12 protein-coding genes and 2 tRNA genes are annotated in these 11718 nt (G+C 61.5%); 3 read left to right on the plus strand and 11 right to left on the minus strand.

Translation table 11 applies throughout. The features are described 5' to 3' along the window. Positions 1–4: 4 nt before the first annotated feature. From ACGYK7_RS04720 to ACGYK7_RS04750, 7 genes are all read right to left on the minus strand, one after another. A complete protein-coding gene (locus ACGYK7_RS04720; protein WP_394399495.1) occupies positions 5–466 on the minus strand; it encodes a low molecular weight phosphatase family protein in 462 nt (153 codons plus the stop codon). Next, positions 467–970, minus strand: coding sequence for a UPF0262 family protein (locus tag ACGYK7_RS04725; protein ID WP_276154108.1), 504 nt, complete (start codon positions 968–970; stop codon positions 467–469). It abuts the gene before it with no gap. 152 nt (positions 971–1122) lie between these two features. Next, entirely contained in the window at positions 1123–2424 is a 1302-nt protein-coding gene (gene hisD, locus ACGYK7_RS04730; RefSeq protein ID WP_394399497.1) for a histidinol dehydrogenase, read from the minus strand. A 51-nt stretch (positions 2425–2475) separates the two neighbouring features. Then, positions 2476–2805: a hypothetical protein gene (locus ACGYK7_RS04735; RefSeq protein ID WP_394399499.1), complete on the minus strand. Its 330-nt coding sequence runs from the start codon at positions 2803–2805 to the stop codon at positions 2476–2478. A gap of 29 nt (positions 2806–2834) precedes the next feature. Next, positions 2835–3305, minus strand: a complete 471-nt coding sequence (locus tag ACGYK7_RS04740; RefSeq protein ID WP_394399502.1) for a DUF2948 family protein — start codon at positions 3303–3305, stop codon at positions 2835–2837. After that, complete coding sequence (gene murA, locus ACGYK7_RS04745) at positions 3302–4573, minus strand: UDP-N-acetylglucosamine 1-carboxyvinyltransferase (protein ID WP_394399504.1); 1272 nt, start codon at positions 4571–4573, stop codon at positions 3302–3304. Before murA ends, ACGYK7_RS04740 begins: the two co-directional genes overlap by 4 nt. A gap of 3 nt (positions 4574–4576) precedes the next feature. Beyond that, a complete protein-coding gene (locus ACGYK7_RS04750; RefSeq protein WP_394399506.1) occupies positions 4577–4753 on the minus strand; it encodes a hypothetical protein in 177 nt (58 codons plus the stop codon). 85 nt (positions 4754–4838) lie between these two features. On the opposite strand from ACGYK7_RS04750, the gene ACGYK7_RS04755 reads away from it, so the two are divergent. Beyond that, positions 4839–4913, plus strand: a tRNA-Thr gene (locus tag ACGYK7_RS04755). Between the two features lie 143 nt (positions 4914–5056). On the opposite strand, the gene ACGYK7_RS04760 is transcribed toward ACGYK7_RS04755, so the two are convergent. Beyond that, positions 5057–5578, minus strand: coding sequence for a superoxide dismutase family protein (locus ACGYK7_RS04760; protein ID WP_394399508.1), 522 nt, complete (start codon positions 5576–5578; stop codon positions 5057–5059). A 104-nt stretch (positions 5579–5682) separates the two neighbouring features. On the opposite strand from ACGYK7_RS04760, the gene ACGYK7_RS04765 reads away from it, so the two are divergent. Next, positions 5683–5759, plus strand: a tRNA-Arg gene (locus ACGYK7_RS04765). A 131-nt stretch (positions 5760–5890) separates the two neighbouring features. Here the strand turns inward: ACGYK7_RS04765 and ACGYK7_RS04770 are convergent. Next, the gene (locus tag ACGYK7_RS04770; RefSeq protein WP_394399510.1) at positions 5891–7393 is read right to left on the minus strand and encodes an MHYT domain-containing protein; all 1503 of its coding nucleotides are present in this window, start codon (positions 7391–7393) and stop codon (positions 5891–5893) included. Between the two features lie 413 nt (positions 7394–7806). Between ACGYK7_RS04770 and ACGYK7_RS04775 the strand changes: the two genes are divergently transcribed. Further along, positions 7807–9612, plus strand: a complete 1806-nt coding sequence (locus ACGYK7_RS04775) for a histidine kinase N-terminal 7TM domain-containing protein (protein WP_394399512.1) — start codon at positions 7807–7809, stop codon at positions 9610–9612. Positions 9613–9627: 15 nt separating this feature from the next. On the opposite strand, the gene ACGYK7_RS04780 is transcribed toward ACGYK7_RS04775, so the two are convergent. Further along, positions 9628–10335: an SDR family oxidoreductase gene (locus tag ACGYK7_RS04780; RefSeq protein ID WP_394399515.1), complete on the minus strand. Its 708-nt coding sequence runs from the start codon at positions 10333–10335 to the stop codon at positions 9628–9630. A gap of 67 nt (positions 10336–10402) precedes the next feature. Further along, a complete protein-coding gene (locus ACGYK7_RS04785; RefSeq protein WP_394399517.1) occupies positions 10403–11122 on the minus strand; it encodes a LuxR family transcriptional regulator in 720 nt (239 codons plus the stop codon). Between the last annotated feature and the right edge of the window lie 596 nt (positions 11123–11718).

Below are 11718 nucleotides of genomic sequence, written 5' to 3' on the forward strand. Positions count from 1 at the left end.
TCGCTCAGTCTGCGCTAAGGGGCTGGCCGAAGCGGTCAATCAGCCGTCCGACGATCTGATCGCGGGCGGCGCGAAACTGCGTGAGCTTGGCCTCGCGCCCCTCGCCCAGCCCGGTGGGATCGAGGATCGGCCAATATTCCACGTCAAGGTGATAGAACCGCGTCAGTTCCAGCGCCCGGCGCTGGCTGGCGGGGCTGAGCGCGATCACAAGGTCGAATGACCCCAGATCGTCGCCCCATTCCTCCATCTCGTCGAAACTGCGGCTGCGGTGGCGGTCAAGCTCCACATCCAACTCTTTGCATACGGCGATAGAGAAACCGTCGATCTCCATATCGTTCTTGACGCCGACGGATTGGACATAGGTGCCGGTGCCGTAGAACTTCTTCATCAACCCCTCGGCCATGGGGGAGCGGACGGCGTTGTGATCGCAGCAGAAGAGAACGGATTGAGGCAGCACCTGCGTCATTTATCCGCCGAAATGCAGAACGCAGATCAGGGTAAATAGCCGCCGCGCGGTGTCGGTGTCGATCTCAGCCTTGCCCGAGAGCCGCTCCTGCAGCACGCGGGAGCCTTCGTTGTGGATGCCGCGCCGGGCCATGTCGATCGTCTCGATCTGGCTGGGGGGCAGTTTCTTGACCGCTTCGAAATAGCTTTCGCAAATCTGGAAGTAATCCTTCACCACCTGTCGGAACGGCCCGAGAGAGAGGTGGAATTCCGCCGCCTTTTCAGCCGCTTCGGTCTGCACGTCAAAGACCAGCCGCTTGTCGCGGATAGACAGGGACAGATGGTAAGGCCCTTCGGGCACCGGCCCCTTTTCGCGTTCGGGCAGGACAAAGCTGTTCTCTTCCAGCAGGTCGAACATGGCCACCTTACGCTCCTGATCAATCTCGGGCGTGGGGGGCGGCATGTTTGCGTCATCAAGCGCGATATGGGTGATGCGGGTCATCGGCGCATCCTTTTTGCTGGCGATACCCTTTCGTGGATAGCGCAGCGGTGGGGAGGGGGCAATGCGCGAGAGCACGCGCGCCCGCGATTGCGCCCCGTCAACGCATCTGACGATACGTCAGAAGGATCGGCAGAGCCGAGAGCGCGCAGGCGGGGGCTGTCTTGCCCCCCCCTGCCCTAGTCGTTGAGTTTGCGCAGACGCGCGGTGACCGACAGGCCGTGCGCCTCAAGGCTTTCGGATTGGGCCAGCCGCTCTGCCGCGGGACCGATGGCCTTGAGCGCCTCGGGCGACATCTGCGCCAGCGTCGTCCGCTTCATGAAATCCAGCACCGACAGGCCAGAGGAGAAACGCGCCGAGCGCGCCGTGGGCAGCACGTGGTTCGGCCCGCCGACGTAATCGCCAATCGCCTCGGGCGTCCACTGGCCAAGGAAGATCGCGCCCGCATGGGTGATCTTGTCCGACAGCGCCTTCGGGTCCGCCACGCAAAGCTCAAGGTGCTCCGGCGCGATGCGGTTGCTGAGGGCAGCGGCGGCGTCTAGGTCCGGCACGGTGATGATGGCCCCATTGTCGCGCCAGCTTGCGCCCGCGATGGCGCGGCGTTCGAGGGTAAGCAGACGTTTCTCGACCGCCTCTTGTACCGCGCGGGCAAAGGCAGGGTCAGTGGTGATCAAAATGCTCTGCGCGCTCTCGTCATGTTCGGCTTGACTGAGCAGATCAAGGGCGATGAAATCGGGATCATTCTCTCCATCGGCGATGACGAGGATCTCGGATGGCCCCGCGATCATGTCGATGCCGACCTTGCCGAAAACGCGGCGTTTGGCGGCGGCGACGAAAGCGTTGCCGGGGCCGGTGATCTTGTCCACCGGGGGGATCGTTTCGGTGCCGTAAGCCAGCGCCGCCACGGCCTGCGCGCCGCCGATGCGGTAAATCTCATCCACCCCGGCGATGCGGGCGGCCAGCAGTACAAGCGGGTTCAGCACGCCATCGGGCGTCGGCACGACCATGGCAAGGCGCGCCACCCCCGCCACCTTGGCCGGAACCGCGTTCATCAGCACCGAGGACGGGTAGCTTGCCAACCCGCCGGGCACATAGAGGCCCGCGGCGGAGACAGGCGTCCAGCGCCAGCCCAGCGTGGCGCCATCGGGGTCGGTCCATTCCGCATCCTCGGGCAGTTGCCGGGCGTGATAGGCGCGGATGCGGTCGGCGGCGAGTTCCAGCGCCTTGCGGTCTTCGGGGGAGACTTCGGCCACGGCGGCCTCGACCTCTTCCGCGCTGATGCGCAGGGTCTCGGCGGTCAGGGTCACGCGGTCGAATTTCTGCGACAGGTCGATCACGGCGGCATCGCCACGGGCGCGCACATCGGCGATGATCTCGGCCACCACGGCATCGACATCGGGACTGTCCTCGCGCTTGGCGTTCAACAGTTTGTCAAAGGCCGCTTCGAAATCGGCTGCGGAGGCATCGAGCGTGACAGGCATGGGTTTAAGCTTTCGTAAGGGAGGCCGCCGCGCAGGGCTGGCCCAATGGTATCAAGGCGCGGATGGGCGGCGCAGGCTGGGCTCGGCCCGCAGGCTTGATGTTTTGACAGCGGCACTAGGGGCCGAGCGCTGCGCCAAACGCATCGCGCGGGTGTCTTGGGCGTTGTCGAACACGGCGCGCGCCACATGCGCTGCAAGAATGGCAAACAGCCCGCCCGCAATCGCCGCGGCAGGGGCCAAAAGCCCCGGCAAGGTGACCGTGCCCAACAGATGCCGTACCGCCAGCGCCAGACCAAGCAGCAAAAGGGCCCAGCCAGTCGCCTCGGTTGTCAGGGCCACCACGCGCCCCCGGGTAAATCTGTTCTGTTTCAGTTCCGGCATCTTGCGATCCTTGCCACCGTGACGGGATGTCACTCAGGGTGAACGGGCTTTTTCTTAGACGGGGCGAGATAGGGGCGGGTCACATCCTTGAGCGTCACCTCAAGCGCTTCGACCTCCAGCCGGATCGCGCCGTCTCCGGCCAAGGTCAGCGTCACATGGCCCGAGGGCGCGTCGCCCTCTTCAAACGCGATGTCGAGCAGCGACAGGATCGTATCGGCATCGCCCTGGGGCACGCCTTGGCTGGCGACACGTTGCACGTTGTTGAACATCAGCACCGATTGCACCCGCTCGGGCGCGTGACGCGCCGCCCCCGTATCCTCATGCCGCAAGCGGTTCAGCAGCAGCGCAAAACGCGCGCCCGCGCGGTGCCAGCGCATTTCGGAGGCGGGAAAGACCGCGTCTTGGGTCAGCGAGGCGATCACCGTCAGATCCTCGGCATCCAATGCGCCGAGATTCAGCGGCGCTTCGCGGCCATCTTCGAAACGTGCATCTTCGGTCATTTGTCACTGATCCTTTCGATATCCGCCCCGATGCCGCGCAGTTTGGCCACCACATGCTCATAACCGCGATCGAGGTGATAGACCCGGCTGACCGTGGTCTCCCCAGTGGCGGCCAACCCGGCGAGAATGAGCGAAATCGACGCTCTCAGATCGGTCGCCATAACCGGCGCCCCTTTGAGCTTTTCGACCCCGGTGACCTTGGCCGTACCGCCCTGCACATCAATTCGCGCGCCCATGCGGATCAGCTCTGGCGCGTGCATGAAACGATTCTCGAAAATCTTCTCTTCCAGGACCGAGGTGCCTTCGGCGGTGCAGAGCAGCGCCATCATCTGCGCCTGAAGATCGGTCGGGAAACCGGGGAAAGGCTCGGTCGTGACATCCACCGCCGAAATCCGCCCGTTGCGCCGCGCTACCTTGAGGCCCGCCTCGGTCTCGGTCACCTTGATGCCCGCCGCGTCGAGCTTTTCGCAAAACGCCTCCAGCAGGTCGATTCGCCCGCCCAGAAGCTCGACCTCACCGCCGCAGAAGGCCGGGGCCAGCATATAGGTGCCAAGCTCGATCCGGTCGGTCACGACCTTATGGGTCGCGCCATGCAGGCTGTCGACGCCCTGAATGGTGATGCTGGAGGTGCCATCGCCCTCGATTTGCGCGCCCATCGCGCGCAGGCAGTCCGCCAGATCGACGATCTCGGGCTCGCGCGCGGCGTTGTTGATGACGGTGGTGCCCTTGGCAAGGGTGGCGGCCATCAAGATATTCTCGGTCGCGCCGACAGAGGCGAAGGGGAAGTCGATCACCGCCCCCTTCAGCTTGCCGCCCGCAGCCTTGGCATAAAGATAGCCGTCCCGCAGGTCGATCTCTGCGCCCATCTTGGCCAAACCGTCGGTGTGAATGTCCATCGGACGCGCCCCAATCGCGCAACCGCCGGGAAGCGAGACTTCGGCATGGCCCTCGCGCGCCAAAAGCGGCCCCAAGACCAGATTCGACGCGCGCATCTTGCGCACGATGTCATATTCAGCGCGGGTATTGATCTTCCCATGACTTGCCATGGTGATGACCTTGCCGTCCTGCATCGCGGCGACCTCGGCCCCGAGAGACTGCAAAAGCTGCGTCATCGTGCGAATGTCGCTCAGACGCGGCGCATTGGTCAGCGTCAGCGGCTCTTCGCTCAGCAATGTGGCGGGCATCAGCGCCAGACAGGCGTTTTTCGCGCCCGCGATGGGAATTTGCCCGTTGAGCGCACCGCCGCCCCTGACCAGAATGGAATCCATCGTTCAGCTGTCCTTTTCCGGCCCCTCGGGGCCATTGCCTGTATCCTGCGCCACATCCTCGGCCCGCGCGCGGGCCTGCGCCTTGCGCCGGGCCATATTTGCCTTGAGCGCAGCCTTCAGCCGCGCCTCCCGTGCAGAGGGTGTTTTCGCGTTCTTTTCCGGGCCGTTTTGCTTTGCCATGCCGCCTATCTAGCGCAGGGGGCAAGAAGGGTCCAGATCAGGGGTTGCGCCCCCTTTCGATTGCGGCTAATCACCCGCCCACGGCGCTGCTGTAGCTCAGAGGTAGAGCACTCCCTTGGTAAGGGAGAGGTCGAGAGTTCAATTCTCTCCAGCAGCACCATTTACCTGTCTTCACTTATCGACATGCCCCGCAAAGGATGCTCGTTTCAATAGAGCCAACATTGCGCCCCTGTTCTCGCCCCGAAACGACGCCCCCGCCGCGATAATCGAATCAAGACGGAAGCGCCAAATACTCACTTTAGATCACGACGCCTCAAACACGCCGCAGGCAATACGCGAACCCGCGTCACCCGATGGCTGCGATTCGTAATCGTCCGCGTCGCTGTGGATGATGAAGGCCGCACCGTCATTGTCCTTAATCATGCTCTCAATATCGAGCAGGTCGAGAAAGACTTCGGCCTCCAGCACCCCATCTTCACCCACGACCATATTGGGCATATCCCCGGGGTGCGGCCCATCCTTGACCAGCACACCGTGCTTGCGGTCCCCCGCGATATGGCCACCGGCAGATTTAAAATCCTCTGCCGAACAATCGCCAGTTTCATGCAAATGCACGCCGTGGGTGCCTGCGGGCACGCCCGTCACGTCGATCTTGACCAAGGTGCGGCCCGAGGCGGTCGTGTTGAGCGAGACGTTGCCCGAGATATCATTCGAATTGCCCGCGACCTGAGCCGTCGCCGACGTTTGCATATGGCTTTCGGCCTGCGCCGCGACGGCGCCTGTTGTGGCCAAAGCGGCCCCGAGTAGGATATTGCGCAGATACATGGCTTCCTCCGTTGGAATATATGTCCGATGGCGGATCAACCCACCCGGCCTGCGTCGGGTTCCTCTTGATGCAAGGCGAGGCTTGCCCCTATAAGCGGCCCTGTGCTCCCTTAGCTCAGCTGGATAGAGCAGCCGACTTCTAATCGGCAGGCCGAGGGTTCGAATCCTTCAGGGAGCGCCATTTTCCACCACATCTGCCCCGCGGCAGGTACCTTGATCGCCACCGCGTTTAGATGCGGATAGGTCGCGCGGCCCTAGAACCGGCGCTTTCGCAGCCCTATGATGCATTTTCCCCAATCGAGATGCCCCCGATCACGCCGCCACAAGCGTATTTCCCACCTCAATTTCGGAGGCGCAGACCGGCAGATCGACGGTGAATTTCGTGCCGACCCCGACGGTGCTTTCCACGCGGATGTCCCCCTCATGCGCCACGGCGAGCTTTTTGCAGATCGCAAGGCCCAGCCCGGTGCCGCCATCGGCGCTTTTGCTGGCTGTTTCGGCTTGAATGAAAGCTTGGAAGATCCGCTGCAGATCTTCTGCAGGCATCCCGCAGCCATTGTCTTCGACCTCCAGCCGACAACTTTCGCCCATCTGCTTGGCGCGGATCACGATGCTTGTTCCGCGCGAGAACTTGAGCGCGTTGCCCAAAAGGTTGATCAAGATTTGCTTGCAGCGCCCCCGATCGGCGAAAACGTCGAATTCATCATATTCGATTTCAAGCACCGCCTGCTTTTCCTTGGCCAGCCCCTGAAATTGCTCTGCCAATTCGGCCAGCAAATCGCCCGCCACGAATGAGGTTTTGGTAAGCTTTACGGAATTCAACTCGATGCTCGTATAGTCGAGAAGTTCGTTGATGATGGTCAATAGATGGTCGCCTGCCGATTTGATGCGGCCGCCGTAACGCTCCGTCTGGTCGCCGAGTTCTTCGAAATGCACCTTTGTGATCGCCTCGTTCGGCTTCAGCTTGGCCATGGTATGACCTTTGAGGTTGGTCAGGAAACTGGCGTAGCCGTTGATGATGGTCAGCGGCGTGCGCAACTCATGGCTGAGAACGCTCATGAACTCGGACTTGGCCCGACTGGCATCGCGGGCTTCATCCCGTGCTTGACGCAGCTCGTCGATATTCTCCATCCGGGTGCGGTTTTCGATGAAATAGGTGAACAGCCCGCCGGTCACGATCATTGCAGCCGTTCCTGCGATGACCATCGCCAGCAATCTGAACTCATCCGGGTTGCTATGACCGCCGATCAAGGTTGTCGGCATCACGTGAAAAGCCGCCATGCCGGTAAAATGGAGGCCGATGATCGCCAAAGCAAAGCTCGCCGTCATTTTTGACCGGGCGTATTTTTCGCCCTGCCCACCAAAGGACAAAGCCACGATGGAGAGCACCATGGCCAGCACGACCGAAGCGACGAGATAATTCTGGTCCCAGTGGATCATACCTTCGATCCGATAGGCGACCATCCCGGTGTAATGCATGGCCGAGATCGACAGCCCCAGGATCACCCCGCCGATCACATTCGTGATCCGCCTGCGGTACATCCCGGCGATCAAAATGCCCAAGGTCGACCCGATAATTGCGATCAACAGCGAGACGAAGGTCAACCCGAAATCAAAGCTGACCGGCGCGTCGGGCTGATAGGCCAGCATGGCAATGAAATGGGTGCACCAGATGGCAATGCCCGAAGTCACGGCGGTCAGGAAATACCACAACAGCGCCTGTCGCGGCGACTGGGTGAGCGCGTGCCGATAAAGATTTGCAATCACCCAACTGCCAAACGCGCACAACAGCGCGGCAAGCAAGACCAGCGTCATATCGTGGTCCGAGTGCATAGAATGAGCCACAGTCAGCATTTTTAAACCTCAAGATAATGAGGCCAGTGTTGCGCAAGGATTGCGTCGAAACCGTGGGGGGGGGGTTCTTTTTGGCGGTAATTTCATCTGATGAAACTCCACCCCCTCGCAAACAGCGCAGGCGGGCTGTTTGTCGGTCAATCGCCCCCCGCCCCTGCAACCGAAGGCGTCAAGATGCCCGTTCTAAGCGCTGTTTCGCCCCATCCCCCGAGAGGAATCACAGCAACCAAAGCGCGGGAGTGACGGTACTTACAGGGCGGCCTTGCGCCCTAGGGTTGCATTCACCGGCTATCTAACGCCACTACATCGCCAAACTTGCGCCGTATTTTGATGCTGGTCTGCGCACATTCATTTGGTTCATAGGTATTTTCGCCATGCTAACGTGTTTTCAAGGTCTGATGCTCGACCCGGTCTATTGGACCGTGCTCGCCGTCAGCACGATCGCCGCAGCTGTCGCCTTTGGAACGCTCAACTTCCAAGAGTTCCATGGCAAGATCTACTATGCGCTAACCTTCTTGGGGATGATCTGGACCCTGATGATGATCGGGGCCGAAGCGGCATCGCCCGCATACGCCTGCAAGATGCAACAGGCGCAGCTTGCTTGGCTCGGGCATGGGCTGGTGCCGGTGGCGTGGTCCTTCTTTATCTTCGAATATGTCGGCCCCTCCAGCCGGTCGCGCGGATGGGTGAGCCTTCTGGCCCTGATCGCCGTGCCGCTTGCGGCCTTCGGCCTTGCCGCGACGAACGATTGGCACCACCTGATCTACACCGTCGAAACCGCGATTCAGCCGGGCGACGATCAGATCACCTTTGAACACGGGCCGGGGTATTTCCTTGTCCTTGCCGTGCTCTATTGCTTCGTGATGGCGACGCTTATCTGGCTGGGCCGGGCGTTCTTTCGCGCGAAACGCGCCGCTTGGCCGCTGCTGACGATGCTGATGGTGATCACGCTGATCCCCTTGGGCGCGAACGCGGCCTATGCGCTGCTTGGTTTTACCGTCCTCGGCCTCGATCCGACGGCCTTTATGTTCACCTTGGGCATCTTCGCCTTTTCGTGGCTGCTGGTCACGAACAAGACGATGGACATGCCCTCGGTCGGGCAATCGACGCTGTTCGACACGATGAGCGAGCCGCTGATCCTTTTGGACGCGCGACGCCGCACGATCCGCTCAAACGCCGCGGCCAAGCGCAGCGGGCTTCTGTCCGATCCGACACTCGAAGAGGATCTGATAGCGGGGATCAAGGCGCAGGTGGCGCAGAATGGCTCGGCCCATATCACCTGTAGCGAACGGCTTTATGAGCCGCGCGTTCAGCCCATCGAAAACCCCCTCGCCCCCGCAGGCCCGGCCATCGGCTGGAGCGTTACTTTTGTCGATGTCACCGACCGGATCGCCACCACCACGGCCCTAGAGCGGGCGTTGAGAGAGGCGGATGAGGCGAACCGTGCCAAGGATGAATTCATCTCGGTCGTCAGCCACGAGTTGCGCACGCCGCTGACCTCATTGAAAGGCGGCTTGGCTCTGGCTCTCAGCGGCAAGCTGGGTGAGATCAAAGGCCCGCTACGCTCCTCGCTGGACATTGCCCATCGCAACGGGGTGCGCCTGTCGCGGTTGGTCGACAATATCCTGCTGGTGCAAAAGCTTGAGGTGCAGGCGCTCTCGCTCGAATGGCTGCCGGTCGACCTGCCTGCCCTGCTGCGCGAAAGCATCGAGGAAAACCGCATGTATGCCCATGAACGTGGCGTGCGGCTGGACATCGGCAAGATCGACCAGCCCGCCGTGGTCTTGGGCGATGCCTTTGCCATCCGACAGGTGGTCGACAACCTGATCTCGAACGCGGTGAAATTCTCGAATGTGGGGGACACGGTCGAGGGCACGCTGAGCATCAACAACGGGCGTGTGCGGGTCTCGATCTGCGATCATGGGCGCGGCATTCCCGAGGGGATGGAGGAAAAGGTCTTTGGCCGTTTCGGGCAGCTTGACGACGACGGGCAGAAATCCACCCAAGGCTCTGGCCTTGGCCTGCATATCTCCCGCCAACTGGCGCGGCAGATGGCGGGGGATTTGTTTTACGAGAGCGAAGTCGGCGTCGGATCGACCTTTCATGTCGAGTTCGGCATCGGGGCCGGGCCAGAGGCCGGCCCGCAAGCCAAGCCAAGCACGCTGCAAAGCACCGGCTGAACGCCGCGCCCGCGCTTACAGTTCGATACGGATATCGTGAATCGAAAGCTTCGGCGGACGCGATAGGACAAAGACCACCACATCGGCCAGATCATCCGGCTCGGTGAAGATATGGTTCGGCACATCCTCTCCGGCCTTGGCGAACATGCCGGTGTTGGTGCCAGACTGATACAGCCCGCCCACCCGCACGCCGGTGTTTTCCTCATCCGCCTTCAGCACCTCGGTAAAGCCGCGCACGCCGTATTTCGTGGCCGTATAGACCGACTGCCCCGCCTGCGCCACGACACCGGATTTGGAGACGATATTAAGGATGATCGCCTCGTCATTTTCGCGCAGCGCGGGCAGCGTGGCCTGTGTCACCTGCATGAGGCCAGTCAAATTGGTCTGCACCGTGGCCTGCAACATCTCGGGCGCAATCGTGTCGAGCGGGCCTGCCTTGTGCCAAATCCCTGCGTTGTTGATCAGGATGTCCAAGCCGCCTAAACGCTCCACCACCTGCGCGGCGGTCTGGTCGATCGCCGAAGGGTCTTGCAGATCGCAGGTCAGCCCCACCGCCTCTGCTGCGCCAGCGGCTTGGCAGGCTTCGGCCACGGCCAAGAGGCGCGTCTCATCCCGGCCCAGAATGGCCAGCCGCGCGCCTGTCTCCGCCAGCTTCAGACAGATGTGCCGCCCGATCCCGTCGCTGCCGCCGGTGACCAAAATACGTTTGTCGCGCAGTTCCATATCGCTCTCCTTTGTTGCGGGCGGCTTACCGTGCGGCAAAGCCGCCGCCAAGCCCTGCCCCGCCCGGTCAGATCGTGATGATCTGCACCCGGATCGCCTTGGCCACCGCATGGGTCTTGTTGGTCACGTCCAGCTTGGCGCAGGCGTTGTAAAGATGGTGGTTCACCGTGCTGGCCGCCACCGTCATGATCTGCGCCGTCTCCCATGCCGTCTTGCCCATAGCGGCCCATTTCAGCACTTCCTTTTCACGGTTGCTTAGCCGTGGCCCCGGCGCGGCGGGGGCGATATCCGCCACCATATCGCTTTGGATCAGACAGCCCAGATAGATCGCATCGGCGATGATCCCGCGCTTGTATTTGCGCCATTCGTGTATCCGCAGGTCAGAGTTCAGCGTCAGCACCGCCTTGCCATGCACATGATCCCGAATGGGGATCGACACACCGTTCTGTCGCACGCCGAATTCCATCGCCTCGCCAAAGAAATTGCGCGTGGTCCGGTCGACCTTGGGCAGCTCGCTCCAATCCACCGGCAGGGTGCCTTCGAGGGATTTGTCGACCACCGGGTCGATCAGATGGTAGCTTTCCTCTTGGTAGCGCGTCAGCCAAGCGGGATCATAGGTCGAGTGAATGACCGGATCGCTGCCGCTGGCGCCAGTCTTGTGAAACCCCAGATAGGACAGGTTGTTCAGCCCCATATCCTGCGCCAAGATCTGCAACATCTCGGCGGGTTTGATGTCGGGGCGCTGTTCTTTCAATAGGAGGTAGCGGTCGGAAAGCGGTGTCACCATAGGGCGGCGTTCAAAAGCTCATGTGATTAAAAACTGAGCATTCAGTTAGGCCACCTCAACCAGTGAGGGAATATGTCCGCCGTCGAATGATTTCTCGCAATAGGGGAAACCGGGCAAAGCGTTGCAATTTTGCCCCGGTGACCAAGGGTCAAGCAAACGGGCCGCCCGACGAAGGGTCGGCACGTCCGCCTGCCCGCGAGATGGCGCAGAGCATAAAGCGGCCCCCGCCCGAAAACCAATGCGCCCCTTACAAAAACACGATCGTCCAACACAGCGGACAGGGGCGCGGCTTCCGAAAGCGGGGACCGGAACAGAGCCAAATGGCAGGCCCTGTCAAAAGGTCGCGTCAGCCTAAGCGCGCATCTTATGTCTGACTGCCATTCAACACAGCCGCAAACTCGGATAGCAAGATTCGCGCCGGCGATCTTCAAGCATTTGTTATAGTTTGATTACATTTCCGGCGCATCTTGACTGCGCGTGCCTGGGCGCATCTGTAAAGCTGGTAATATTTATAGGTGTGGGTGAACCGCGGCGACCAGGGCCCAGTCCGGGCACAAGCGAGAGAGCCCTGTTACAAAAACTTCACTGGCGCTAAT

It is taken from the genome of Sulfitobacter sp. 1A15299 (assembly GCF_043556915.1).
Taxonomy (GTDB): domain Bacteria; phylum Pseudomonadota; class Alphaproteobacteria; order Rhodobacterales; family Rhodobacteraceae; genus Sulfitobacter.

Excerpts from the sequence above, each read along its gene's own strand:
- ACGYK7_RS04720 (WP_394399495.1), bottom strand. The coding sequence starts at position 466 with ATGACGCAGGTGCTGCCTCAATCCGTTCTCTTCTGCTGCGATCACAAC.
- hisD (WP_394399497.1), bottom strand. The coding sequence starts at position 2,424 with ATGCCTGTCACGCTCGATGCCTCCGCAGCCGATTTCGAAGCGGCCTTT.
- ACGYK7_RS04735 (WP_394399499.1), bottom strand. The coding sequence starts at position 2,805 with ATGCCGGAACTGAAACAGAACAGATTTACCCGGGGGCGCGTGGTGGCC.
- ACGYK7_RS04740 (WP_394399502.1), bottom strand. The coding sequence starts at position 3,305 with ATGACCGAAGATGCACGTTTCGAAGATGGCCGCGAAGCGCCGCTGAAT.
- murA (WP_394399504.1), bottom strand. The coding sequence starts at position 4,573 with ATGGATTCCATTCTGGTCAGGGGCGGCGGTGCGCTCAACGGGCAAATT.
- ACGYK7_RS04750 (WP_394399506.1), bottom strand. The coding sequence starts at position 4,753 with ATGGCAAAGCAAAACGGCCCGGAAAAGAACGCGAAAACACCCTCTGCA.
- ACGYK7_RS04760 (WP_394399508.1), bottom strand. The coding sequence starts at position 5,578 with ATGTATCTGCGCAATATCCTACTCGGGGCCGCTTTGGCCACAACAGGC.
- ACGYK7_RS04770 (WP_394399510.1), bottom strand. The coding sequence starts at position 7,393 with ATGACGCTGGTCTTGCTTGCCGCGCTGTTGTGCGCGTTTGGCAGTTGG.
- ACGYK7_RS04775 (WP_394399512.1), top strand. The coding sequence starts at position 7,807 with ATGCTAACGTGTTTTCAAGGTCTGATGCTCGACCCGGTCTATTGGACC.
- ACGYK7_RS04780 (WP_394399515.1), bottom strand. The coding sequence starts at position 10,335 with ATGGAACTGCGCGACAAACGTATTTTGGTCACCGGCGGCAGCGACGGG.
- ACGYK7_RS04785 (WP_394399517.1), bottom strand. The coding sequence starts at position 11,122 with ATGGTGACACCGCTTTCCGACCGCTACCTCCTATTGAAAGAACAGCGC.